This is a genomic window from Nonomuraea sp. NPDC048882 (assembly GCF_040649755.1).
GTDB classification, from domain to species: Bacteria; Actinomycetota; Actinomycetes; order Streptosporangiales; family Streptosporangiaceae; genus Nonomuraea; species Nonomuraea maheshkhaliensis.
The window spans coordinates 1,072,486-1,095,496 of record NZ_JBEZGB010000001.1; the positions used below are offsets into that span (position 1 = coordinate 1,072,486).

Genomic DNA, 23,011 nt, shown 5'->3' on the forward strand with positions numbered 1-23,011 from the left:
TAAGCCGGATATATCCGGCGTGCGCGCTATTTCAGGGCACCCGACGTCAGGCCGGACTGGATCTGGCGCTGGAACACCGTGTACACGATCAGCATCGGCAGGATGGCCAGGGTGAGGGCGGCGAACATGGCCGACCAGTCCTGGTCGTAGCCGGCGGCGGTGGAGATGTCGGCGATGCCCATGGTGAGCACCCACTTCTCCCGGTCCTGGAGCAGGATCAGCGGAAGCTGGTACTGGTTCCACTGGCCCAGGATGTTGAAGATCGTGATGCTGATGATGCCCGGCCTGGCCATGGGCAGCATGATCTGGAAGAAGACCCTCGTGTGCGAGGCGCCGTCCACCATGGCGGCCTCCCCCACCGCCGTGGGCAGCGTGCGGAAGAAGGCCGACAGGAAGAAGACGGTGAAGGGCATCGAGTACGCGATGTAGACCAGCACCAGCCCCGCGTGCGTGTTCAGGCCGATGAACGGCCCGATCACCGGCAGGTTGCCCATGTTCTGCACGACGAAGAACAGCGGCGTCAGGGCCAGGTAGACGGGGAAGGCCAGACCGGAGACGAACAGGAAGTAGATCGCCCGGTTGCCCTTGAAGGGGTAGCGGGCCAGCACGTACGCCGCCATCGACCCCACGAGCATCGTCCCGAACGTGCTGAAGGCCACCACGATGATGCTGTTGAGCATGTACTGGCCGATGTGCACCTGGTCCCAGGCCCTGGCGAAGTTGTCCCAGCGCAGCGCGGACGGCAGCGACCAGGCGTCGCTGAAGATCTCGTCCTCGCTCTTGACCGAGGCCAGGAACGTCCACAGGATCGGGATCATCACGAGCAGGGTCCAGATCAGCAGCGCCAGATGGGTCAGAATGCCCAAGGGGCCGAGCCGGCGCCTGCGCTCGGAACGGGCGAGCTTGCGCGAGTTCGCCACCGTCCACGAGATCATCGTTGTCATCAGTACTCGATTCGTTCGCGCCGGGACAGGCGAAGCGAGAGGATCGCGAAGCCGACGGTGAAGAAGAACATCACCACGCCCAACGCCGAGGCGTAGCCGAAGCGGAAGTGGCCGAAGGCGCTGCGATAGATCTCGGCGGCCATGACCGTGGTCGCGCTGTCGGGGCCGCCCTGCTGCAGGGTCATCACCCAGACGATCGCGAACACGTCGAGGGCCAGGATGCCCAGGTAGACCCAGGCCACCTGGACGGTGTCCCAGAGCAGCGGCAGCGTGATGCGGAAGAACAGGCTCATCCGGCCGGCTCCGTCGATCTGCGCGGCCTCGAACATGTCCTTCGGGATGCTGGCCAGGCCGGCCGAGAACAGCACGACGTAGAAGCCGACCGCCTGCCAGACCATGACCGCCAGCACCGACCAGAACGCCACGTCCCGGTCGGACAGGAACCCGATGGGGTCCATCCCGAGCGCCATCAGGGGGCCGTTCAGCATGCCGCTGCCGTCCGGCCGGAACACCTGCTGGAACAGCACCGCGACCACGGCCACGGCCAGCACCTGCGGGAAGAAGAACACCACCCGGTAGAACTTCGACCCGCGGATGCCGCTCACGCCCGAGGGGCCGCCCACGTTCAGCAGGAACGCGAAGAACAGCGCGATGACGATCGTGATCAGCGGCAGCAGCACCAGCAGGGCGCCGTTGTGCGTGACGGCCTGCCAGAACTTGCTGTCGCCGAAGAGCCGCTGGAAGTTCTCCAGGCCGATGAACCTCGGCGTGGCCGTGACCCCGCGCCAGTCGGTCAGCGCGATGTAGAACGCCTGGAGGTACGGCGCGATCACGTAGACCAGATAGAGGATCACCGGGGCTGCCAGGAACGAGGTGATGAACAGCCCGCGGCGATACCTGTTGAACAACATCAGCGCTTGTATTTCTTGATCGAGGAGTCGTTCTTGATCTCGTCGGCCTTCTTCTGGATGCGCTCCAGGTACTTGTCCGGGGTCAGGCCGCCGGACATCAGCTCACCGGTGGCGGCGATGGCCTCGTCCTTGAGCGGGCCGTACCAGTTGAACCAGCGGTAGTAGACGGTGTTGGCGCCCGCGGCGGCGACCGCGGCCGAAGCGCTGGTGACGCCGGGCGAGATGTCGCGGCCCTCGGTGGCGCCCTTGACCACGGTCATCGTCCGGACGAGCGCGCTGAAGTCGCCGGCCGCCTTCTTCGACAGCATGGCGCGCAGGTACTCCATGCCGGCCTGCGGGTGGGGGCTCCTGGCCGAGACGATGAAGTTCTCGCCGGGCTGGGTGTGCAGGGTGCCGTAGGGCATCTTGTCGGAGCCGGTCACGTCGGGGATGGGGAACATCCCGTACGCGAAGTCCTCAGGCGTGGTCGTCTTCTGCTCGTTCTCCAGCCAGGAGCCGGAGGGCAGCATGGCCACCTTGTACTTGTTCTGGGCGGTCTGCGTCTGCACGTGGTCGAGGCCGGTGGTGCCCTGCATGAGGTATTTGGCGCCCACCTCCGCCCACGCCGTGGCCGCGGTCTTCATCGCCTCGGAGGTCCAGGCGCCGTCCTCCAGGTTGTCGATGTTGACCAGCACCTCGTTGCCGCCGACCTTGGCCGCCATGGTGAGCAGCGGCTCGTAGAGGTACTGCGGGAACTTGCCCGCGTAGGTGAAAGGCGCCATCTTGCCGGACTTCTTGATGGTCTCGCAGAGCGCCAGGAACTCGTCCCAGGTCTTCGGGATCTCCCAGCCGTTGTCCTTGAACGCCTTCTGCGAGTACCAGATGCCGTGGATGTAGTTGACGTAGCCGAGGACGCTGAACTTGCCGTCGTAGGTGCCGATGTCGATCACGGACGGGTCGATGGTGTCCCTGACCTTGACGTTCGGGTCGTCCCACGAGGGCGCGTCGAGCAGGGCGGTCAGGTCCTGCAGCTGCGAGTCCTGGGAGAGCGCGCCGAAGTCGATGAAGTTGGCGCCCGAGTTGTCGATGACCTCGGGCGGGTTGCCGCCGGCGAAGCGCGGCTGCAGCACCTTGGTGATCTCCTTGGTCGAGTTGTGCTTGATCTCGACCTTGGGGTACTTCGAGGCGAACAGCGGCTGGTGGATGTTCTTGGCGTAGTCCTGGCCGAAGCCGCCGTCGAAGATCCAGACCTCCAGCGGCTTGCCGTCGGCGACGCCGAACGGGTTGGCCGCGCTCGTCGCCGCCGGAGCCGCCGAGCTGGAGGCCGCGGGAGGCGCCGCCGGCGTGGCACACGCGGCCAGCGCCCCCGCCACGGGTACGAGCGCGGCGCCGCGCAGAAGCTCGCGCCTGGAGATATGGGGGGTGTTAGGCATGGTTGTACTCCTGATCTTCATGTACCGCGTCTGATGCGCCCTGCGTAGCGGCTCTCAAGGGCCTTGTTGTGCTCGTCGCCGCCGGTCACGTTGGCCGACAGGTAGATGGGAGGCGTCTCGCCCAGCGCGATGAGCCGGTCCACCGCCTCGGTGACCACCAGCTGCGCGAGCAACGCCGAGGTGATCGTGGAAACCGCGCCGTAGCTGCCGCCGCCGGGCAGGTCGAGAACGGCGTCCCCGTACGGCGCGCCGTTGTCGAGCACGACGTCGGCCAGGTCGAGCAGCTTGCCGCCCGACGGGTGGCGCGAGGTCATGCGGGTGCTGTGCTGGACCGAGGTGATCGCGATCAGCGGATGACCCCGTTCCTTGACGATCGTGGCCAGCTCCACGACCGTGCCGTTGACGCCCGAGCTGGACACCAGCACGAACACGTCCGCGGGCTCCACCGGCGCCAGCTCGTAGATCCGATGGGCGACGGCCGGGTCGCGCTCCAGCTCGGGAGTGAGCACGCTGGGCGGCTCGCCGCCGTAGAACACCAGGTCGCGCGGGCTGAGGCGGTTGCTCGGCACCAGGCCGCCGGCCCGCCCGGCGATCTCCATGGCGATGGCCTCGGAGTGGCCGGAGCCGAAGGCGTTGACCACGCCGCCCGCCCTGATCGAGGTCACGAACAGCGCCGCCGCGCGGCTCACCGGCTCGGACTGGCTCTCGGCGACCCGCTGAGCCAGGCCGAGGGCCTCGGATGCGTACGTCATTGGCCTCTCTCCACGCGGTGGCTCTCCACGGCGCTGATGGTGCGTTCGAACGCCTCGTTCGTGCGTTCGTAGGTGAGCTGGGCGACCGCCACGTACACGGCGTCCAGGACGAAGAGCTGCGAGTGCACGGCGGCCAGCCCGCCGAGCCGCCACGTGGTCTCCCTGCTGGCGGTGGTCAGCACCAGGTCGGCCAGCTCCGCCAGCGGGGAGCGGGCGAACGAGGTGACGGCGACGGTGGTGGCGCCGTGGCTGCCCGCCTCCGCCAGCGCCTCCATGACCTCCCGCGTACGGCCCCGGTGGCTGATGCCGATGGCCACGTCGCCCGTCTTCATCAGCGCCGCCTCCGACAGGGCTACGTGGGCGTCGCCCGCGCTCCAGCCGGGGATGCCGATGCGGCGCAGCCGCCCTTCGAGCATGCTGGCGACGTTCCCGCTGGTGGAGACGCCTACGAGGAGCACCCTCGGCGCGGCCACGATGGCCTCGGCCACGCGGGCGACGATGTCGAGGTCGAGCTGGGCGGCCGTGTCCGCGATGAGCCTGGTGTCGGCGGCGGCCATCACCTCGATGGCGGCGTCGAGCGGGTCGTCGGGGCCGATCTCGTGACCGACGCCCGCGCCCCAGCCCGCCTGGGCGGCCCGGCCGGTCTCGGTCGCCAGCGCCACGCGCAACTCCGCGTAGCCGGAGAAGCCGAAGGCCCGGCAGAACCTGGTCACGGTGGCGGGCGAGCTGCCCGCCCGTTCGGCCAGCGCGATGATGGTCGACCGCGCGGCCTCGGCGGGGTCACCGAGAATCACCTCACCGACCCTGCGCAACGCCTCCGGCAAACCGGGTAGTTCTGTTTCAACGCGCCCGAGCGCTCCTGAAGTCACGAATATTCCTTCCGAATACCCGGTCTTCTGGCGAAAATTATTCTTGCTTACCGGTCACGTCAACCCCCAGACTCGGACCGTGACTGAATCGCTAGTGGTCGGTGTCGATGCCGGTGCCACCTCCAGCCGGGTCGCCGTCCACACGCTCGACGGGACGCGGGTGGGCTACGCGCGGGCCGGGGCGGGCAATCCGAGCGCCCACGGCCTGGACAAGGCGGTGGCGGCGATCGGGAACGCGCTGGAGTCGGCGCTGCCGGCCGGCGGTGGGGGGCGCGTGGTGGCGTCGCTGGCCGGGGTGGCGGGGCTGGTGCAGGAGATGGAGCCCGAGCTGGCGAAGGTCTGGGCCCGTCACGGCATCGCCGAGGGCCCGCGGTGCATGGGCGACCTGGCGATCGCGTACGCCGCCGGCTCCGCCGAGCCGGACGGCTCGCTGCTGCTGTCCGGCACGGGCGCGGCGGCGGCCCGGCTGACCGGCTTCGAGCTGGACGCGGTCGCCGACGCGATGGGCTGGCTGCTGGGCGACGCGGGCTCCGGCTTCTGGATCGGCCGCCAGGCCGCCAAGGCGGTGATCGAGGCCCTCGACCGGGGTCTGCCCGTGGAGTCCCTGCTGCCGGGCTCGGGTCACGAGCTGGTGAGTCTCGTGGGGGCACGGTTCCTGGGCGACGAGCGGCCGGCCACGCCGCGCGCCGCGGCCGCCCGCATCGTCCGGCTGGCCCAGGCCGACCACATGCGGCTGGCCGCCCTGTCGCCGCTGGTCGGCCAGGCGGCCGAGGCGGGCGACCCGCTGGCGGAGCGGATCGTGCGGGAGGCCGCCGATCACCTGGTGGCGACCCTGCGCAGGGTGCACGTGTCGGGGCCGGTGGTGTTCGCGGGCAGCGTATTGACGAACGACGGGCCGGTGCGGCGGGCGGTGTCGGAGCTGCTCGCCGGCGAGCGGGTGGCGACGGCCGGTGACGCGGCGGGGGCGGCGTCCTGGCTGGCGGCCCGCGACCTGCTGCGGGACGCCGACGCCAGGTCCCGGCACGCCGCCTTCACCGCCGTTTCCGGCTCCCCGCCGCCGGCCCCCGAGTAACGCGAGGTGGGCCGGCGCCGCACGAGGATCACCGGGCCTTCACCGCTCACGAGACGAGTTCGATGATCAGCTTCTCCACCCGGGTACGGATCTCGTCGCGGACCTGCCGCACCATCTCGATGCCCTGGCCGGCGGGGTCGTCAAGATTCCAGTCCTCGTAACGTTTGCCGGGGAAGACGGGGCAGGCGTCGCCGCAGCCCATGGTGATCACGGCGTCGGAGGTCTCGACCGCGTCGATGGTGAGCGCCTTGGGCTGCTCGCCGGTGATGTCGATGCCCACCTCGCGCATGGCCTCGACCGCGACCGGGTTGATCCGGCCGGCGGGCGCCGACCCTGCGGAACGGACCTCGATGCGGCCTGCGGCCAGGTGGGTGAGCCAGCCGGCGGCCATCTGGGAGCGTCCGGCGTTGTGCACGCAGACGAACAGGACCGACGGCTTGCCGGTGGTGGTCTCGGGGGCGCTGTCAGGCACGGGCGGGCTCCTCTGCGGTGCGGAACAGGCGGCGGCCGGCCAGGCTGACGTAGACCAGGGCGACCAGGACGGGAACTTCGATGAGCGGGCCGACCACGCCCGCGAGGGCCTGGCCGGAGGTGACGCCGAAGACGCCGACCGCGACCGCGATGGCCAGCTCGAAGTTGTTGCCGGCGGCGGTGAAGGCGAGCGTGGTCGTCTTGTCGTACGGCAGGCCGATCGCCTTGCCGGTCAGGAAGCCGCCGCCCCACATGAGCGCGAAGTAGGCCAGCAGCGGCAGCGCGATGCGGGCCACGTCGCCGGGGCGGGAGGTGATGGTGCCGCCTTGCAGGGCGAACAGGATGACGATGGTGAACAGCAGCCCGTACAGGGCGATCGGGCCGACGCGCGGCAGGAAGCGCTGCTCGTACCAGGTACGGCCACGGGCGCGTTCGCCGAGCTTGCGTGAGGCGTAGCCCGCGAGCAGCGGGATGCCGAGGAAGACCAGCACGTAGAAGGCGATGTCCCAGGCTGAGACGTCGAGCGCGGACTGGGGCAGGCCGAGCCGGCCGGGCAGCACCTGCAGGTAGAACCAGCCCAGGGCGCCGAAGGCGATCACCTGGAAGAGGGAGTTGAGCGCGACCAGGACGGCGGCGGCCTCGCGGTTGCCGCAGGCCAGGTCGTTCCAGATGAGCACCATGGCGATGCATCGGGCCAGCCCGACGATGATCAGGCCGGTGCGGTACTCGGGCAGGTCGGGCAGGAGGATCCAGGCCAGCGCGAACATCAGCGCCGGGCCGAGCACCCAGTTCAGCACCAGCGAGGAGATCAGCAGGCGGCGGTCGCCGGTCACGGTGCCGAGCCGGTCGTAGCGGACCTTGGCCAGCACCGGGTACATCATCAGCAGCAGGCCGAGCGCGATCGGCAGCGAGATCTCGCCGATTCTGACGGCGTCCAGCACGGTGTCCAGGCCGGGCACCAGACGCCCGAGCAGCAACCCGGCGGCCATGGCCGCGATGATCCACACCGGCAGGCGGGCCCACTGGCGGGCAGGGTCAGTAGCGCCGACAGCTCGCCCAGCGTCTCGGGCACCAGCCGGTAGTAGACCCAGGAGGCGCGCCGCTCGGAGGTCAGCAGCCCGACTTCTTTGAGCACCTTCAGGTGGTGGCTGATGGTCGGCTGGGACAGCTCGAAAGCGCCGGTGATGTCGCACACGCACACCTCCCCGCCCGCACGGCTGGCCACGATGGACAGGATGCGCAGCCGCACCGGGTCGCCCAGGGCCTTGAACACGCGCGCCACCCCGGCCGCCTGCTCGGCGTCCAGCGGCTCGCGGGTCAGCGGCGGGCTGCACTCCAGGATCTCCAGCAGTTCCATCCGCCGCCCTTTCATATAGATGCTCATCGAAATAGATGCATGTCTATATTTACATCCGTCGCCACCCGCCCGCTATGTGAGCCTGCTCTCAGTCGGCAAAGTACGTACGGTCGTCTCTTCTCGTCTGTATAAGCAATGTGCTTTGTCTACTGAGACCGAACGATATGAGAGCTGTCGCCCGGCTTGGCCTATGTTGCTCACGTGCTCGACTTTGAAGGGGACACCCACGTCTACATCCAGATCGCCGACATCCTGCGGGAGCGGCTCTCCTCGCTCGCGGCGGGCAGCCCGGCGCCGAGCGAGGCCGAGATCCAGCAGGAGTTCGGGGTCGCCAGGACCACCGCCAGGCGGGCGGTCCACCTCTTGCGCGAAGAGGGGCTCATCTACACCGTCCAAGGGGAGGGCGCCTTCGTCGGCCCGCCCACCGGAGGTCCGCGACAGAAGCGGAGAACCCCGCTTTACCAGCAGATCGCGACAAAGATCAGCGATCAGATCAAGGCCGGGGAAATAGCGCCGCGACGTCCCATCCCCGGCGAATCGGCGCTGCAGAAGCAGCACGGGGTGGCGCGCGAGACCGTCCGCCGGGCCATGGCGCTGCTGCGGGAGCAGGGCTGGATCTACACCGTCGCGCAGCGCGGCAGCTACGTCTCGCCGAAGGAGTCGTGGCCGGAAGACTGACTTCGCCTACCTACCCGTATCGACACGTCTACTCTGTGAGCATGCTCGACCGTGATGGCCCGACGCCCCTGTACGTTCAGGTCGCCGAGATGCTCCACGAACGGATCGCCCGCGGCCTGCTGCGCATCGGCGAACCCGTTCCGAGCGAGGCGGCGCTGGAGGCGGAGTTCGGCATCGGGCGCACCACCGCGCGCAACGCGGCCAGGGAGCTGCGCCGGCGCGAGCTCGTCCACACCGTACCCGGCGAGGGCACGTTCGTCGGGCCGCCCGGCGTGCCGCGGGTCAAGCCCGCGCGCGGCCTGCACGCGCTCATCGCGGCCGACCTGGCCGGCCGGATCAGACGCGGCGAGCTGCGGCCGAACCGGGTGATCCCCAGCCAGAAGATCCTCATGCGGCAGTACGGGGTCGCCGGGGTCACGGCGCGGCGGGCCGTCTCCCGGCTGCGGGAGCAGCGCTGGGTCTTCACCGTGCCCCGGCGCGGCACGTACGTGTCGGACCCGGCCGAATGGCCCGAGGACGCGCCCAGCGCGCCCCTCACCGGGACCTGACCCGGCTCCAAGGTCAGCCCTTGACCGCTCCCGCCGTCATGCCGGTGCCGACCCGGCGTTGCAGGAAGAGGAAGAGCAGCAACGCGGGCAGCGCGAACAGGCTGGCCGCGGCCATCGTGGCGCCCCAGTCCGTGCCGAACACGTCCCTGAACGACGACAGCCACACCGGCAGGGTGCGCTTGTCCTGATCCTTGATGATCAGCACGTTGACGAACGCGAACTCGTTCCACGCCGTGATGAACCCGAACAGCGAGGTCGCCATCAGCCCGGGAGCGAGCAGCGGGAAGACCACCCGCCGGAACGCGGTCATCCGGCTGCAGCCGTCCACCTGCGCCGCCTCCTCCAGCTCCACCGGGATGGCGGCGAGGAACCCGCGCAGCGTCACGATCGTGAACGGAAGCGTGATCATGAAGTACACGCCGGTCAGCATGGCCAGCGAGTCCAGCAGCTCGGTGTCGCGGGCGATGATGAACACCGGCACCAGCAGCGCCTCCCACGGCGCCATCTGCGCCGCGAACACCGCCACCACGAACGCCCCCTTCCCTCGCCACGACATCCTGGTCACCGCGAACGCCGCCAGCAGCGCCACCAGCAGCGCGATCAGCACCGCCCCGACCGTGACGAGCAGGCTGTTGCGCCAGTAGGTCCAGAAGCCCGGCGCGTTCACGGCGGTGACGAAGTGGTCGAGCGTGGGACTGGCGGGCCAGAAGGTCGGGGTCTCCGACTGGATGTCCTTGGTCGGCTTGAACGCGGTCAGGAACATCCAGTAGACCGGGAAGATCGTGGTCACCAGCACGGCGACCGCCGCCGCGTTGAGCATGAACCGCTTCACGAGCGCACCATCCGACGCAGATTGCTGATCAGGGCGACGGCGAGGATGAGCACCGTCAGCATGGCCACCGCGGACCCGAGGTCGTAGCGGTGCAGGACACGGGCGATCTTGAACGCGTAGACGGGCAGAGTGGTCGTGGCGCCGTCGGGGCCGCCCTGGCTGAGCACCCAGATCTGGGGGAAGCACTTGGCCACCCAGATCACCTCAAGCGCGGCGATCAACGCGAAGAGCTGCCTGAGCATGGGGAAGGTGACCTTCCAGAACACCTGCCAGCCGGTGCCGCCGTCGATCCTGGCCGACTCGAACAGCTCCACCGGGATCGTGGTGAGCCCGGCGTACAGGGTGAGCGCGGCGAACGGAACCGACTGCCACACGACGAGGATGACGAGCACGGCGAACGTGGCCGTGCCGTCGGCGAACCAGGCGTAGCCCTGGAACTGGTCGAGGCCGAGCGTGACCAGCACCCAGTTGACCACGCCCAGCTCCGACTGGAACAGCCACTGGAAGACCGTGGTGGCCGCGATGATCGGCGTGGCCCAGGCCAGCGCCAGCGCGCTCATCAGGGCCAGCCGCAGGCCGCGGCGCAGGCGCGGGAGCATGAGGGCGACGCCCGTGCCGAGGCCCACGATGAGCACCACGTTGATCGCGGTCCACACGACCGTGCGCAGCAGCACCTGCCAGAACTCGGCGCCGGTCAGCAGCTCCGCGTAGTTCTCCAGGCCGGCGAACGCCGCCCCGCCCTTGATCAGCTCCCCCATGCGGAAGTGCTGGAACGAGATCACCGCCGCCTTGAGCACCGGATAGAGCAGGAGGAAGGCCCCGCCCGCCACCGTGGGCGCGATGAGCAGGTAGGGCCAGAGCGAGCGGTTCCTTGCCGACATTCAGGATCCGCTGTTCAGCGTGGTAGTGATCGTCTCGGACACCTTCCTGCCCTCCGCGGCCGGGTCTCCTCCGGTGAGCACGGCGGTCATGTACTGCTTGATCACCGAGGTCGCCTCGACCGCGGCCCAGTTGGGGGTGTTCGGGGTGGCCCGGCCGTTGGCGGCGCCGACGGCCATGGCGGCGGTGCCCTCGTCGCCCGCGAGCACGCCGGCCAGCGACGTACGGTTCGGCACGAAGCTCATGGCCTTGGCCAGCTCCGTCTGGAACTGCTCCCCCGCCAGCGCCTTGACCACCTCGTACGCCTGCTCCTGCCGCTGGGAGGCGGCCGGGATGATCAGGTCGGAGCCGCCGGTGAAGACCGTGCCCGGCTTGTCGGCCGTCTTGCCCGGAATGGGGAAGAAGCCGATCTTGTCCTTGAGCTTGTCGTCCACCTCCAGGACGCGGGCGGCGATGCCCGGCACGGCGATGATCTGGCCGACCTTGCCCTGCGCGAACACCTCGTGCTGGGGCGGGTTGGCCTCGTCGGCGTCCTTGGGACCCTTGCCGAGGGCCTGGAGGCGCTTGTAGTAGTCCATGCCGGCCAGCGCCTGGGGCGTGTCGAGCGCGCCCCTCCACTTGCCGCCCTCCTGGACCGCCAGGTCGCCGCCCTCGTCCCAGACGAAGCCGGCCAGGGCGTACCAGGTCTGACCGGTCAGATAGATGCCCTGATTGCCACCTTTATTGAGCTTTTCTGTAACTTCTAGCCATTCATCGCGGGTCTTCGGTGGCTCCGCGATGCCGGCCGCCTTGAACAGGTCCTTGTTGTAGACCACGACGCGGTTGGCGGCGTACCAGGGGATGCCGTACTGCTTGCCGTCGATCTTGCCCGGCTGGGCCAGTCCCGGCAGCCAGTCCTCGCCCTTCAGATCCGTCACCTTGGCGCTCAGGTCGCTCACGCCGCCGCTGGCGGAGTACTGGGCGACCTGGGTGTTGCCCACCTCGATCACGTCGGGGGCGTCGGTGCTGGCCAGCGCGGCGGTGACGCGCTCGCCGATGCCGTCCCACGCCTGGATCTGGACGTCCAGGTCGACGCCCTGGTGGGCGGCCTCGTACTCGGTCTCGAACTTCTTCAGCAGCTCCTGCGTGACGCTGCCGTCCATGATCCAGACGGTCAGCTTCACGGGACCCGCGGCCTGCTGCTGCCCGGGCTCCTCGGCGGCTCCGCAGGCGGCCAGCGCGAACACGGCGGCCAGGGCCAGGATGCGGTTTCTCATGGCGATCCTTCGGTGGGGGTGCCCGACGGGAGGTGCCCGCGCCCGCACGGAAGGCGGGCGCGGGACGGTGCCGGGAGGCGGGTCACGGGTTGGGGACGGTGTCCTTGAAGGCGGTGCCGGCCGCGCGCAGGGCGTTGACCCGGCTGGTCACGACCGAGGGCGAGACGACCTCGTTCTTGCTGTGGTAGAGGTAGTCCACCTGCTGCCGGTACGTACGGGTCCCCGAGGCTCCCTGAAGATCGATGAACCACTGGTTGAACATGATCCACATCGGCGTCTCGGGATAGTAGATGTCACCGTGGTCGGCGAAGAGACGGCCGTCCACGTAATACTTCATCCGCCCGCCCGACACCTGGATCACCAGGTCGTGCCAGCCGGCGAAGCTCGTGCGCTCCTCGGTGTGGGTGTTGACCGCCTGCCAGGGCTCGGCCTGGTAGGTCTCCCAGCTGGTGGTGTAGAGGATGTTGCCGGGCTCGCCCCAGCCGCCGTTCGGGAGGTACTCGAAGTCGAGCTCGCCGTAGTCGGGGTCCAGGTTGTAGCGCAGCGGGGTGATGGTGAAGAACGTCTGCACCACGTGCTCGCCGTCGGGGCCGCTGGTGGGGGCGTCGCTGAAGCGCACGCGGGCGGCGTAGGTGCCCTCGCGGAACTTGCGGCTCGACGTGGACAGCTCGGTCTGTACGGTGCCCGCGGCGGTGCCGTTCGTCGAGGAGTCGAGCGTCAGCAGACCGCCGGGGAACGAGACGCCGGAAGGCGACCACGTCGCGCCGGGCACGCCGGGCCCACCTGAGCTGGAGCGGACCGTCCAGCCGCGCTGGGCGAGGCGCGGGTCGCTGGAGTTGTCGTAGGTGAAGTCGTCGAACAGCTCTCCCGCGCCGCCGGGAGGATCGGTCGGGTCGGGATCGGGGTCAGGGTCGGGGTCGGTGCCCGTGGGGTTGCCCCAGGCGAGCTGCCCGTTCACGTAGACGGCGACCTTGTCCCAGTTGGCGTAGGACGTCTGGGAGCCGTAGGAGTAGTCGTCGCTCTGGGTGAACGTCTGCCAGTCCGAGCGGTAGAAGCGCAGCTGCATGTCGCTGGTGTTCTGGCCAGGCGCCAGGCTGCCCGAGGTGAAGCCCACCTCCAGGTACTGGTCGTTGCCCTGCTGGCGGACGAACTGACCGGTGATCGCGGCGCAGCCGATCACGGCCCAGGAGCAGGCGAACCGGTAGGTCTCGGCGCCGGTGAGGTAGTAGCGGATCTTGACCTGGTTGAGCGGGATCGTGGTGGTGCCGTCGTTGTGCAGGCGCAGCCAGGGCTCGGCCTGGGCGGTGGTGGCGCCGGGCGCGCTGGTGCGGTACTGCAGGCGGACCGCCTGGGCGGCGGCGGCCGGGGTGGCGACCAGGGTGGCGCCGACCAGGATGGAGGAGAGTCCTAAGGACAGCAGAAGTTTTCCGAAATTTCGGGACATGGGCGGGGTTCTCCCTTGCGGTTTGTACGGCCCCCGAATTTCGTGCATGCCGAGCAGAGGTGTTGTCGTGCTGAGGAGATGACGGGAAGAGGTGGTGACGGTGGGGGGTGACGGTGGGGGGTGACGGTGGGGGGTGACGGTGGGGGGTGACGGTGGGGGGTGACGGTGGGGGGTGACGGTGGGGGGTGACGGAGAGAGGCGGTGGCCAGGCGAGGCCAGGCGAGGAAGACGTCAGGCGCCGCGGCGGATGCGGCCCGCGTACCGCGCCTCCAGGCCGAGGTTGTGCGCGTCGCCTTCGGGGACGTTGGCCGACAGGTAGACGGGCGGCACCTCGCCGGCTTCGAGCAGGTTCCGTACGGTTCGGGTGACGACCAGCTGGGCCAGCAGGGCGGAGGTGATGGTGGAGACGGCTCCGGTCGCGCCTCCACCGGGGAGGGGCAGGACGGCGTCGCCGTACGGGGCGTGGTTGTCCAGGACGACGTCCGCCAGGTCGGTGAGCTTGCGGCCCGAGGGGTGACGGGACGTGGAGGCTTCGCCGTGGGCGCGCGAGGTGATCGCGATCAGGTCGTGACCGCGTTCCTTGACGAGGCCGGCGAGCTCGACGACGACGCCGTTCACGCCGGAGTTGGAGATGATCACGAACAGGTCGTGCGGCTGGACGGGGGCCAGGTCGAGGATGGTGCGGGCGATCGAGGGGTCGCGTTCGAGGTCGTAGCGGTCGAGCTCGGAACGGGGGGCGTCGCCGTACAGGACGATGTCGCGCAGGGCGAGGCGGTTGGTCGGGACGAGCCCGCCGGCCCGGCCGGCGATCTCCATGGCGACGGCCTCGGAGTGGCCCGAGCCGAACGCCTGGATGATGCCGCCCGCGGTGAGCGACTTGGTGAAGAGGTCGGCGGCACGGGTGATCTCCGGATCTTCCGGGATCGTCCGTACAAGGTGAGCGATGTGCTCGACGAACTCTTGCGGTTCTAGCGTCATATATCCCCTTCTGGTAGGCGGTGTCCCGCCACGGCGCGGACGGTGACGTCGAACGCCTGCTTCGTCCGCTCGTACGTCTGCTGAGCCACCGACACGTACACGACGTCGAGCACCAGCAGCTGCGAATGGATCGCGGCGAACCCCTCGGAGCGGAAGCTCGTCGCCCTGCTGGCCGTGGTCAGCACCAGCTCGGCCACCTCAGCGAGCGGCGATCTCGGCTGCGAGGTGACCGCCACGGTGATCGCGCCGTGGCTGCCCGCCTCCGCGAGCACCTCGATCACCTCGCGGGTCCTGCCGCTGTGGGAGATCCCGATCGCCACGTCGCCCTGGCCGAGCAGCGCCGCGTCGGTGAGCGCGCTGTGCGCGTCGGACCTGCTCCACGTCGGCACCCGCATGCGCTGCAGCCGGTACTCCATCTCGCTGGCCACGGCCGCGCTGCTCGACACCCCGAACAGCAGCACTCGCCCCGCCCTGGCCACGGCCTGCGCGGCCTTCTCGACCACGGCCAGGTCGAGCTGGTCGCGGGTCTCCTGGATCAGGCGGATGTCGTTGCCGGACACGACGCCCAGCACGCGTTCGAGGCTGTCGTCGGGCAGGATCTCCTGGCCGATGTCGGTCTCCCAGGTCTGCTGCGCCACCCGGCCGGTCTCGGTGGCCAGGGCCACCCGCAGCTCGGCGTAGCCCGCGAAGCCGAGGGCTCGGCAGTAGCGGGTGATGGTGGCGGTGGACGTCCCGCTCCGCTCGGCCAGCTCGACGATGGTCAGCCGGGCCGCCTCGGCGGGCGCGCCGAGAACGGCGTCGGCGACCTTGCGCAGGGCCTCCGGCATGTCGTGCTGTTCGGCCCTGATCCGGTTGAGGAGTTCCACGGGCCGATAATTATGCTCAGACAGTGGCGTCGTCAAGGCTTATCGGCAATAATTTTTGACATGCGACTGGTGCTGGGCGTCGACGCCGGGGGCACGTCCTCCCGCGCGGCACTGTTCACAATAGAGGGCGCGCCGGTGGCGCGCGGCCATTCGGGCGGGGCCAACCCGGGGACTCTGGGGCTGGACCAGGCGTCCGCCAACCTGACCACCGCCGTCGGCGCTGCCCTGGTCGGGGTCGCTCCGTCGCAGGTGGAGGCCGTCGTCGTGGGGCTGGCGGGCCATCCGGAGTCGTGCGCGAAACTGGTGGAACGGGTCGTCGGCGACCTCCTGCCCGGCACCCTCGCCCAGGCCGTGGGCGACATCGTGACCGCGTTCGCGGCGGGCACGGCGGAGGACTCGGGAACGGTACTCATCTCGGGCACTGGGGCAATCGCGGCAAAAATTACCAACCACTGCGCCTCCGCGACCGCCGACGGGTACGGCTGGCAACTCGGGGACGAGGGCTCCGCCTTCTGGCTCGGCCGCGCCGCCGCCCGCGCCACCATCCGCGCTCTGAACACGACGGCCGCCCCGGCGAGCGACCCTCCGGTCACCGGGGCGACCGCGAACAGCACTGCGGATGCCGGGGCGGCGGGTTGCGCGGCGTCCGGTGGCGGGCTCGTGGGGATGGTCGTCCGGCACCTGGTGCCCGAGGGGCTGGGCGAGGATCCGGTGTCGCAACTCGCGGCGGCGGTGTACGCCCGCCCACCGCTCGCGCTGGCCGAACTGGCCCCGCTGGTGAGCCGGGCGGCGAGCGACGGCGACCCCCCGGCCCTCTCCATCGTCGCCGCAGCGGCCTCCCGGCTGGCCAGAACCATGGCCGAGGTGTACGAACCCGGCCTGCCGATCGTCCTGGCCGGCAGCGTACTCACCACGGATGGCCCGATCCGCGAGGCGGTGCGACAGGCCATCCGGGAGACGGTCGGGGCAACGCCCGAAGCCACCGTGCCGGATGGAGCGGGACTGGTCGTGGCGGGTGATGTGGCGGGGGCGGCGGCCTGGCTGGCCGCGCGTCCGTTCCTCAGCCGGAGGGAGTCGCGAGCCCGCCACCCGCGCTTCGTCCACCCCTCCGGCTGAGGCGTCCACGGGTGGTCCCCATGGTTGATCTCCTTGCGTTCGGGATCGGGACATCCCGTACATGTCTCGCCGAGCCTCAGCATTTCCCAGGAAATCTCAACTGGTGAGCAGGGCCGCGCTTCCGTAGCTGCCGCCGAACCCCGTCACCAGCGCCACCTCGCGCCCGGCCCGCAGCTCGCGCACGGCCTGGGCCACGTTGTTCAGCCCGTGCACATAACCCTCCGAGAGCAGCCCGCCGTGCGGGTTCACCCAGGCGTGCCGGCGCTCCAGCAGGTACGGTCCCAGCTCCCCGCGCCCGGCCAGCCCGAAGTCCTCCAGTTGCCTGGGCACGAGCCACGAGTAGGCGTCGTAGAGCAGCGCCGTGTCCACGTCGGACGGCCGCAGCCCGGACGCCTCCCAGAGCATGGGCGCCACGTACGCGGAGAAGACGGCGGTGACGTCCGGCGCGCGGTCCATCGAGGAGCAGCCCGGCCCGCCGCCGCGCACCACCGCCCGCACGCGCGGCCCGTCGAGCACGCCGCTGACCAGCAGGGCGCAGGCTCCGTCGGTCTCCTGGCAGCAGTCCGCCGTGCGTAAGGGGGTGCACACGTACGGCCTGGACAGGTAGTCGGAGAGGGTCAGCGGCTCGCGGCGCAGCGCGCGGGGGTTGGTGCCGGCGTTCTCCCTGGACTGGGCGACGACGGCGTGCAGGTGCTCGGCCGTGAGCCCGGTGTCGTGCAGGTAGCGGGTGGCGGCCAGGGCGAACATCGGGATGGGCCCGGCGAGCCCGTACGTGAAGCGCTCCTGCGGGCCGGTGGAGACGGCGTTCATGCGCCGGCCCGAGCGCCCGTTGAGCGCCCGGTAGACGAGGACGTTCCTGGCCAGCCCCGCGTGGATGAGCATGGCCGCGTCGCCCAGGATCGACGCCGCCTGCGTGCCGCCGCCGGCGATGTCGTTGTGCCAGCCGAGCCGCTCGATCCCGAGGGCCCTGGCGACCTGGACGACGGGGGCGGAGTCGTTCATGTGGTAGCTGAGCACGCAGTCCACCTCGCGCGGGGCGAGGCCGGCGTCGGCGCAGGCCGCCCGGCCCGCCTCGGCCGCCAGCTCCAGCTCGGTACGCCCGGAGTTCCTGGTCAGGGGCGTCATCCCGATCCCGGCCACGGCCGCCCGGCCCGCGAACGGCTGCATGCCACCTCCTCCGGGCCCGTACGGGCGTTCTGCCACCACGCTAACCGGCCCGCGTCGGCCTGCACAAGCGCTTGTTCAACTGACTAAATACCTTCGATTCCGCGATTCCGGACGGCCGTAACCACGACTTCTCCCGCCCTCGGTCGCCTCCGGAGCACCTCAACAAAGGCCACAGACCCGGTCCCACCAGCACGTTTCACTATTTTGACCGGAAATATCACCATTCGAAGGTAACTGGAACCTTCACGGGACCTACCGCCTCTTGTAATACGGAGGTGTGATCTACCGATAGCCCATCATCATCAGGCCGAGGTGGGGCGATGGATCTACGCTATGTCCGGTACGCCATGGCGATCGCGCGCGCGGGCAGCCTGCGCCGGGCCGCCGCCGCGCTGCACATCGCACAGCCGACGCTGTCGGAGCAGTTGCGGGCGCTGGAGAAGGAGATCGGCGTCGAGCTGTTCAGCCGGTCGTCGAGCGGGGTGCAGCTCACCGAGGCAGGCGAGGCGTTCCTGGCCCAGGCCACCGTGGCGGTGGACGCCTTCGAGCGCGCCGTGGCCGCGGCCAGGAGCAAGGGCGAGACCGCCCGCCTGGGCGTGGCCGACGGGCTGGCCGACGTGGTGGCCCGCCTGCTGTCACAGGTGCACGGCGGCCGCCTTCGGGTGGCCCCCATGGGAACGGCCGAGCAGATCGTCTCGATCGCCGACGGCACCCTTCAGGCGGGACTCGGGTACGCGCCCGGCTCGCTGCCCAGGGGCGTGGCCCGCATGCTCATCAACCGCTTCCCCGTGCACGCGCTGCTGCACAGGGAGCACCACCTGGCCAAGCACGAGGCGGTGTCGCTGGCCGACCTGGCCGCCGAGCCGCTGGTCATGCCGGAATCCGACGCGGTGGCAGGAGCGCGCAGGTTCCTTGAGGGGTTCGTCCGCCATCGCCTCCACCCCCGCCTGGGCCCGTCGGCGGCCACCCACGACCTGGTCATCACCATGGTGCGGGAGGGCGCCGGCTACGCGCTGTGCGTACGCGAAGGCACCACAATTCCCGACACGCTAGTCTTTATCCCTATAAAAGAGGACGTTCCGCCACTTGAGGTGGTCTTCCTCTGGAACCGCCAGTCGGAGGTGCAGGAGCTGGTGAGCGCGGCTCGGCACCTGGCGCGATCTGGATAGCAGTATTATCTAACGATGCGCATCTCCGAGCTCAGCGCCAAGTCCGGCGTGGCCATCCCGACGATCAAGTACTACCTGCGCGAGGGCATGCTCCACCAGGGCGAGCAGACCGCCGCGACCAGGGCCGAGTACGACGAGACGCACCTGCGCAGGCTGCGCATGATCCGGGCCATGCTGGAGGTCGGCCGGCTGTCGGTGGCCTCGATCAAGAAGGTCATCGAGTCCGTCGAGGACGAGTCGTTGCCCACCCACGAGATGCTGGGCACCGCCCACTACGCGCTCAGCCCCGGCGTCGAGCCCGAGCCGGGCGAGGAGTGGGAGGCCGCCCGCGCCCAGGTGGACGCCCTGGTCGAGGAGCTGGACTGGGACGTCCACCCCGAGGCGCCTCCCCGTGACGAGCTGGCCCAGACGATCATCAGGATGCGCCAGCTCGGCGTGTCGATCGACCTGGGCCCGTACGCCGAGGCCGCGCGCAAGCTCGTCGCCGAGGTGGAGATGAAGACCATCCCGTTCGACGGCCCGCGCGACGCCGCCGTCGAGGCCCTGGTGCTCGGCACGGTCCTGTACGGCCGGGCCTTCGACGCGCTGCGCCGCATGGCCCAGGAGTCGGAGTCGGCCCGCCGCATGACCCGCTGAAGCCCGCCGACCTGACACTGAGCCCCGCCGAACCCGCCTGAGCCGCCTGACTCGCCTGACCCGCTTGAGGCCGGCTGCCCGGTCCGTTCAGAGCAGGCCGTTGGCGCGCAGGATCCGTACCGCGCCGACCGTGACGGCCCCGCGCCATTCGAGCGACCCGGCCGGTGAGAACCGTGCGTAGTCCACCGTCCACCCGCCGTCGTCCTGCTGCTCCCCCGCCAGCCGGACCAGATCGGCCGCGATCACGTCGGGCTCGAACAACTCGCGGACGGGCCGGCCGGGAAGAGGCGCGAAGTCCAGGGGCCGCAGGGACTCGTGCTCGGTGCCGCCCTCGACCGGCACCCTGCCGTCCTCGGGGATGAAGGCGCCGAGCCGCTTGAGCAGGTCGGCCGCGCGGGGCTGGGTGTCGTAGACGGAGTCGAGGAAGTGCAGGGCGAACGAGAGCACGTACGCGTGCGGCATGCCCTCCAGGTCCTGGATCGTGTCGAGGCAGTAGCGGGTGGCCTTCTCCAGCCACGGGTGCGCGGCCACGGCGGGGTCGTGGGCCGCGACGCGGTGCGCGGCAGCCGCCGACACCGCGGTGATCTGCAGCGAGGAGGTTCCGGGGTCGGCGCTCGCCCACCAGGTCGCGGTGGCGGTCGGCACCCTGACCGGCAGCGCGAACGGCAGCCCGCCGTCAGGAAGCGTCGTCTCCTCCAGCCAGTCGCACAGCGCCGCGGCGTGCGGCGAGGTGACCGGGGCGACCTCGGCGAACGCCTCGAAGGCGTGCAGGGCGGCGCCGGGCTGGCTCTCGGGGGTGCGCAGGTCGGGCTCCAGGCCCCAGCCGTAGCCGCCGTCCGGGTTGCGGTAGCCGTCCAGCGCCGCGAGGACGCCCTGCGCGCTGCCCTCCCCCATGAACAGGTCGTAGCGGCGGCGGTCGAGGACACGTGCGTGCCCGGCCATGAAGCCGGGGATCGCGGCAAGGTTCACATTCATGCCGTCATCGTGCCCAGATCGCCGCCGCCCGGTCTTGCACGTTCCGGACACGTACAGTGAGATCATGACCGAGCCGGACCCGGCGGCCTGGCGGGCCAGGTTCGGCGCGCAGCCGGTGGCCCGCCTGGCCAGGATCGCCCGCGACGGGACCCCGCGCGTGGTGCCCGTCACGTTCGCGCTGATGGGCGAGCACGTGGTGACGGCCGTCGACCACAAGCCGAAGACGACCACGAACCTCGCGCGGCTGCGCGACATCGCCGCGAACCCCGCCGTCAGCCTGCTCGCCGACCACTACGAGGACGACTGGACGCGCCTGTGGTGGGTGCGCGCCGACGGCCGCGCCTCGATCATGGCGGACGGCGAGCCCAGGGAGCGGGCGCTCGACGCGCTGGCGGCCAAGTACGCCCAGTACCGCGAGCGCCGCCCCGAGGGGCCCGTCATCCTCGTCGAGGTGAGCCGGTGGCGTGGCTGGTCGGCTAGTCCATGATCGTCACCGGCCGCTTCAGCAGCCACATCGCGGCCCGCTGCAACATCGTCCGGTGGATCTCGTTGTCGTACGACCTCGTGTCGTGCCCCAGCGCGTCGTAGAACACCCGGCCCCTGCGCACCGGCCGGGCCCAGACCAGCGGCTGGCCGTTGGCCGAGGCCAGCGGCTCGACGTCGGGCAGCACGTCGAGGTCGCTGTAGACCTCGTCCACCACGTCGAAGTCGCGCAGCCCCTCCACCACCGGATGCGTGCCGTGCACGCGTACACCCGTCCAGCCCAGCGGCGGATGGTGCGACTTCGGCCACGTCCATGAGCCGCCCAGCACGCGCGGCCAGCCCTGCCAGTCGTCGAAGCAGATCGACGCCGAGTGCATGCACAGCAGCCCGCCACCCCGGTCCAGGTGGTCGAGCAGGGTCGTGCGCGCCTGCGCGGGTAAGGCGAAGCGCCACTCGTCGCGCAGGTCGGCGAAGCGGTCCTGGTCCATCTGCCAGCGCAACGCGTTGACCGTGATGAGCTGGACCTCGGACGGCTCGCTCAGCGCGCCCGCGATGTCCTCGGTGATCTCCGACTCGATCCCCACCTCTGCCAGCACGTCGGCCAGCGCGGCCGAGGTGGCGGCGAAGTCGTGGAACAGGCCTCCTGACAGGATCAGATTTCTCGCCACTTGCCAAGCTCATCACGGTTACCGCGGCATTTCCACCCGTGGGCCGACAAGCGGGCACACGTGTGCCTGGCCCGGATCCGCGGCGCACACGATCTATAGTCGCCCCTATGGATCTCGGCATCTCGGGCAAGGTCGCCCTCGTCACCGGTGGCAGCGCGGGTCTCGGACTCGCCGCGGCCAAGAGCCTCGCGCGTGAGGGCTGCGACGTCTGTGTCAGCGCCCGTGACCCGGAGAAGCTCGCCGACGCGGTCGTGGAGCTGCAGGAGTTCGGCAAGGTCGTGCACGCCGTGCTGGCCGACGTGGAGGATCCGGCCGCCGCCAGGCGGGTGGTGGAGGAGACGCGCGAGGTGCTCGGCCCGATCGACATCCTCGTCGCCAACGCGGGCGGGCCGCCCGCAGGGCGCTTCGACGAGGTGGGGATGGACGGCTGGGACGTGGCCGTCCAGCGCAATCTGCTCGGCACCGTACGGCTGGCGCACGCGGTGCTGCCGGAGATGCGTTCGCGCGGCTGGGGGCGGATCGTCACGATCACCGGGCGGGCGGCCCGCGAGGCGCTCGATGGGCTGGCCCTGTCGAACGCTCTGCGCCCTGCCGTGGCCGGCCTCGTACGCACGCTGGCCCGTGAGGTGGGCCGCGACGGCGTGCTGGTCAACAACGTGATGCCAGGCCCCATCGAGACCGAGCGGCTGCGCGCCCTGGCCGGCGACGGCGACGCGCTGCGTCAGCGCGGCGAGCAGGTGCCGGTCGGGCGCGTCGGGCGGCCTGAGGAGATCGGGGACGTGGTGGCGTTCCTGGCCAGTGACAGGGCCTCGTTCGTGAACGGGGTCTCGCTCCTGGTGGACGGCGGCGAAGCCCACGTCATCGCCTGATGGCGAGGGAGTTACCTGACGAGCGTGGCGACGATCGTGGCCGCCCAGGTCTGGTCGTCGTCGGGCAGGTCCACGAAGTTCGCCAGGTTGGCCCGGTGGAAGCAGGCCCCCATCAGCATCGACGCGGCGGCCCCCGCGTCGACGGCCGCGTCGATCCGCCCGGCCCGCTGCTCGGCCCGCAGGATCTCGGCCAGCGCCTCGATCGGCACGTGCGGGCCCGAGCCGGCCTCGGCCAGCATCTTCCTGAACCCGGTCAGCAGCGGCGGATCGGCCAGCACGCCCCCGGCGATGGCCGCCGCCCTGGTGTAGAACTCCAGGGCCATCGCCGTGAACGCGGTCAGGTTGGCGCTCACGTCGCCCTCCCCCACGCTCAGCCGCAGCCGCGACAGGGCGGGGCCGAGCGCGGGCATCCGTTCCAGCAGCACGGCCAGGAAGAGCTCCTCTTTGCTGGCGAAGTGCTTGTAGAGCAGCGCCTCGGAGCAGCCGGCCTGGCCGGCGACGCGCCGGGTGGTGGCTCCCGCGATGCCGAACTCGTGAATCGCCTGCTCAGCGGCGTCGATGATGCGGTCGCGTGTGCCCATCCGCCCATGATATGAGCGCGTGCTCACCCATACCGGCGTACATGACATCCTTCAACTGAGGGAGACCACGGAAAGGGC

Annotated in this window: 25 protein-coding genes and 1 pseudogene; 8 read left to right on the forward strand and 18 right to left on the reverse strand. The window is 70.2% G+C overall.

Annotated features, from left to right (window positions below; genetic code table 11):
* Positions 1–26: 26 nt before the first annotated feature.
* Genes AB0C27_RS04640 through AB0C27_RS04660 form a run of 5 tightly spaced genes read right to left on the reverse strand, consistent with a single transcriptional unit; the run spans position 27 to position 4,888 of the window.
* Positions 27–944 carry a carbohydrate ABC transporter permease gene (locus tag AB0C27_RS04640; RefSeq protein ID WP_357837742.1) on the reverse strand — a complete coding sequence of 306 codons (918 nt, stop codon included), beginning with the start codon at positions 942–944 and terminating at the stop codon, positions 27–29.
* Complete coding sequence (locus tag AB0C27_RS04645) at positions 944–1,855, reverse strand: sugar ABC transporter permease (protein WP_357837745.1); 912 nt, start codon at positions 1,853–1,855, stop codon at positions 944–946. Before AB0C27_RS04645 ends, AB0C27_RS04640 begins: the two co-directional genes overlap by 1 nt.
* A complete protein-coding gene (ngcE, locus tag AB0C27_RS04650; protein WP_357837746.1) occupies positions 1,855–3,267 on the reverse strand; it encodes an N-acetylglucosamine/diacetylchitobiose ABC transporter substrate-binding protein in 1,413 nt (470 codons plus the stop codon). The genes AB0C27_RS04645 and ngcE overlap by 1 nt, the downstream gene beginning before the upstream one ends.
* Before the next feature lie 17 nt (positions 3,268–3,284).
* The gene (locus AB0C27_RS04655; RefSeq protein ID WP_357837749.1) at positions 3,285–4,019 is read right to left on the reverse strand and encodes an SIS domain-containing protein; all 735 of its coding nucleotides are present in this window, start codon (positions 4,017–4,019) and stop codon (positions 3,285–3,287) included.
* A complete protein-coding gene (locus tag AB0C27_RS04660; protein ID WP_357837752.1) occupies positions 4,016–4,888 on the reverse strand; it encodes a MurR/RpiR family transcriptional regulator in 873 nt (290 codons plus the stop codon). Before AB0C27_RS04660 ends, AB0C27_RS04655 begins: the two co-directional genes overlap by 4 nt.
* Positions 4,889–4,967: 79 nt before the next feature.
* Here AB0C27_RS04660 and AB0C27_RS04665 point away from each other — a divergent pair, with 79 nt between their 5' ends.
* Positions 4,968–5,960, forward strand: coding sequence for a BadF/BadG/BcrA/BcrD ATPase family protein (locus AB0C27_RS04665; RefSeq protein WP_357837755.1), 993 nt, complete (start codon positions 4,968–4,970; stop codon positions 5,958–5,960).
* Between the two features lie 46 nt (positions 5,961–6,006).
* Here AB0C27_RS04665 and AB0C27_RS04670 read toward each other — a convergent pair whose 3' ends face one another.
* From AB0C27_RS04670 to AB0C27_RS04680, 3 genes and pseudogenes are all read right to left on the reverse strand, one after another.
* Positions 6,007–6,432 carry an arsenate reductase ArsC gene (locus AB0C27_RS04670; protein WP_357837758.1) on the reverse strand — a complete coding sequence of 142 codons (426 nt, stop codon included), beginning with the start codon at positions 6,430–6,432 and terminating at the stop codon, positions 6,007–6,009.
* Complete coding sequence (gene arsB, locus AB0C27_RS04675) at positions 6,425–7,420, reverse strand: ACR3 family arsenite efflux transporter (protein ID WP_357837761.1); 996 nt, start codon at positions 7,418–7,420, stop codon at positions 6,425–6,427. Before arsB ends, AB0C27_RS04670 begins: the two co-directional genes overlap by 8 nt.
* Before the next feature lie 38 nt (positions 7,421–7,458).
* A pseudogene (locus AB0C27_RS04680) lies at positions 7,459–7,788 on the reverse strand (metalloregulator ArsR/SmtB family transcription factor); the annotation flags it as partial.
* 201 nt (positions 7,789–7,989) lie between these two features.
* Here AB0C27_RS04680 and AB0C27_RS04685 point away from each other — a divergent pair.
* Both AB0C27_RS04685 and AB0C27_RS04690 read left to right on the forward strand, forming a co-directional pair.
* Entirely contained in the window at positions 7,990–8,466 is a 477-nt protein-coding gene (locus AB0C27_RS04685) for a GntR family transcriptional regulator (RefSeq protein ID WP_357837764.1), read from the forward strand.
* A gap of 41 nt (positions 8,467–8,507) precedes the next feature.
* A complete protein-coding gene (locus AB0C27_RS04690) occupies positions 8,508–9,014 on the forward strand; it encodes a winged helix-turn-helix domain-containing protein (RefSeq protein ID WP_357837766.1) in 507 nt (168 codons plus the stop codon).
* Positions 9,015–9,027: 13 nt separating this feature from the next.
* Here AB0C27_RS04690 and AB0C27_RS04695 read toward each other — a convergent pair whose 3' ends face one another.
* The 6 genes from AB0C27_RS04695 to AB0C27_RS04720 all read right to left on the reverse strand — a co-directional run bounded on the left by AB0C27_RS04695 (position 9,028) and on the right by AB0C27_RS04720 (position 15,269).
* On the reverse strand, positions 9,028–9,846 hold the full coding sequence (locus AB0C27_RS04695; RefSeq protein ID WP_357837769.1) for a carbohydrate ABC transporter permease: 819 nt from the start codon (positions 9,844–9,846) through the stop codon (positions 9,028–9,030).
* The gene (locus AB0C27_RS04700; protein ID WP_357837772.1) at positions 9,843–10,727 is read right to left on the reverse strand and encodes a sugar ABC transporter permease; all 885 of its coding nucleotides are present in this window, start codon (positions 10,725–10,727) and stop codon (positions 9,843–9,845) included. Before AB0C27_RS04700 ends, AB0C27_RS04695 begins: the two co-directional genes overlap by 4 nt.
* Positions 10,728–11,981 carry an extracellular solute-binding protein gene (locus tag AB0C27_RS04705; protein ID WP_357837774.1) on the reverse strand — a complete coding sequence of 418 codons (1,254 nt, stop codon included), beginning with the start codon at positions 11,979–11,981 and terminating at the stop codon, positions 10,728–10,730.
* 82 nt (positions 11,982–12,063) lie between these two features.
* Positions 12,064–13,425, reverse strand: coding sequence for a cellulose binding domain-containing protein (locus AB0C27_RS04710; protein ID WP_357837777.1), 1,362 nt, complete (start codon positions 13,423–13,425; stop codon positions 12,064–12,066).
* Positions 13,426–13,656: 231 nt separating this feature from the next.
* Positions 13,657–14,403, reverse strand: a complete 747-nt coding sequence (locus AB0C27_RS04715) for an SIS domain-containing protein (protein WP_357837780.1) — start codon at positions 14,401–14,403, stop codon at positions 13,657–13,659.
* Positions 14,400–15,269 (reverse strand): MurR/RpiR family transcriptional regulator, encoded by an 870-nt coding sequence (locus tag AB0C27_RS04720; protein WP_357837783.1) that lies wholly within the window; start codon positions 15,267–15,269, stop codon positions 14,400–14,402. The genes AB0C27_RS04715 and AB0C27_RS04720 overlap by 4 nt, the downstream gene beginning before the upstream one ends.
* A 60-nt stretch (positions 15,270–15,329) precedes the next feature.
* On the opposite strand from AB0C27_RS04720, the gene AB0C27_RS04725 reads away from it, so the two are divergent.
* On the forward strand, positions 15,330–16,385 hold the full coding sequence (locus AB0C27_RS04725; protein ID WP_357837785.1) for a BadF/BadG/BcrA/BcrD ATPase family protein: 1,056 nt from the start codon (positions 15,330–15,332) through the stop codon (positions 16,383–16,385).
* 96 nt (positions 16,386–16,481) lie between these two features.
* Here the strand turns inward: AB0C27_RS04725 and AB0C27_RS04730 are convergent, their stop codons facing one another.
* Positions 16,482–17,552: an acetyl-CoA acetyltransferase gene (locus AB0C27_RS04730; protein ID WP_357837788.1), complete on the reverse strand. Its 1,071-nt coding sequence runs from the start codon at positions 17,550–17,552 to the stop codon at positions 16,482–16,484.
* A gap of 320 nt (positions 17,553–17,872) precedes the next feature.
* Here AB0C27_RS04730 and AB0C27_RS04735 point away from each other — a divergent pair, with 320 nt between their 5' ends.
* Positions 17,873–18,721: a LysR family transcriptional regulator gene (locus tag AB0C27_RS04735; RefSeq protein ID WP_357837791.1), complete on the forward strand. Its 849-nt coding sequence runs from the start codon at positions 17,873–17,875 to the stop codon at positions 18,719–18,721.
* A gap of 15 nt (positions 18,722–18,736) precedes the next feature.
* Complete coding sequence (locus tag AB0C27_RS04740; RefSeq protein ID WP_357837794.1) at positions 18,737–19,357, forward strand: MerR family transcriptional regulator; 621 nt, start codon at positions 18,737–18,739, stop codon at positions 19,355–19,357.
* 87 nt (positions 19,358–19,444) lie between these two features.
* Here the strand turns inward: AB0C27_RS04740 and AB0C27_RS04745 are convergent, their stop codons facing one another.
* The gene (locus AB0C27_RS04745; protein WP_357837796.1) at positions 19,445–20,332 is read right to left on the reverse strand and encodes a hypothetical protein; all 888 of its coding nucleotides are present in this window, start codon (positions 20,330–20,332) and stop codon (positions 19,445–19,447) included.
* 64 nt (positions 20,333–20,396) lie between these two features.
* Between AB0C27_RS04745 and AB0C27_RS04750 the strand changes: the two genes are divergently transcribed.
* Complete coding sequence (locus AB0C27_RS04750; protein WP_357837799.1) at positions 20,397–20,819, forward strand: TIGR03668 family PPOX class F420-dependent oxidoreductase; 423 nt, start codon at positions 20,397–20,399, stop codon at positions 20,817–20,819.
* Here AB0C27_RS04750 and AB0C27_RS04755 read toward each other — a convergent pair.
* Positions 20,809–21,483 (reverse strand): ThuA domain-containing protein, encoded by a 675-nt coding sequence (locus tag AB0C27_RS04755; protein WP_357837802.1) that lies wholly within the window; start codon positions 21,481–21,483, stop codon positions 20,809–20,811. The genes AB0C27_RS04750 and AB0C27_RS04755 overlap by 11 nt on opposite strands.
* A gap of 107 nt (positions 21,484–21,590) precedes the next feature.
* Here AB0C27_RS04755 and AB0C27_RS04760 point away from each other — a divergent pair, with 107 nt between their 5' ends.
* Positions 21,591–22,352: an SDR family oxidoreductase gene (locus AB0C27_RS04760; RefSeq protein WP_346104288.1), complete on the forward strand. Its 762-nt coding sequence runs from the start codon at positions 21,591–21,593 to the stop codon at positions 22,350–22,352.
* Positions 22,353–22,363: 11 nt separating this feature from the next.
* On the opposite strand, the gene AB0C27_RS04765 is transcribed toward AB0C27_RS04760, so the two are convergent.
* Positions 22,364–22,933, reverse strand: coding sequence for a helix-turn-helix domain-containing protein (locus tag AB0C27_RS04765; protein WP_357837806.1), 570 nt, complete (start codon positions 22,931–22,933; stop codon positions 22,364–22,366).
* Positions 22,934–23,011: the final 78 nt, after the last annotated feature.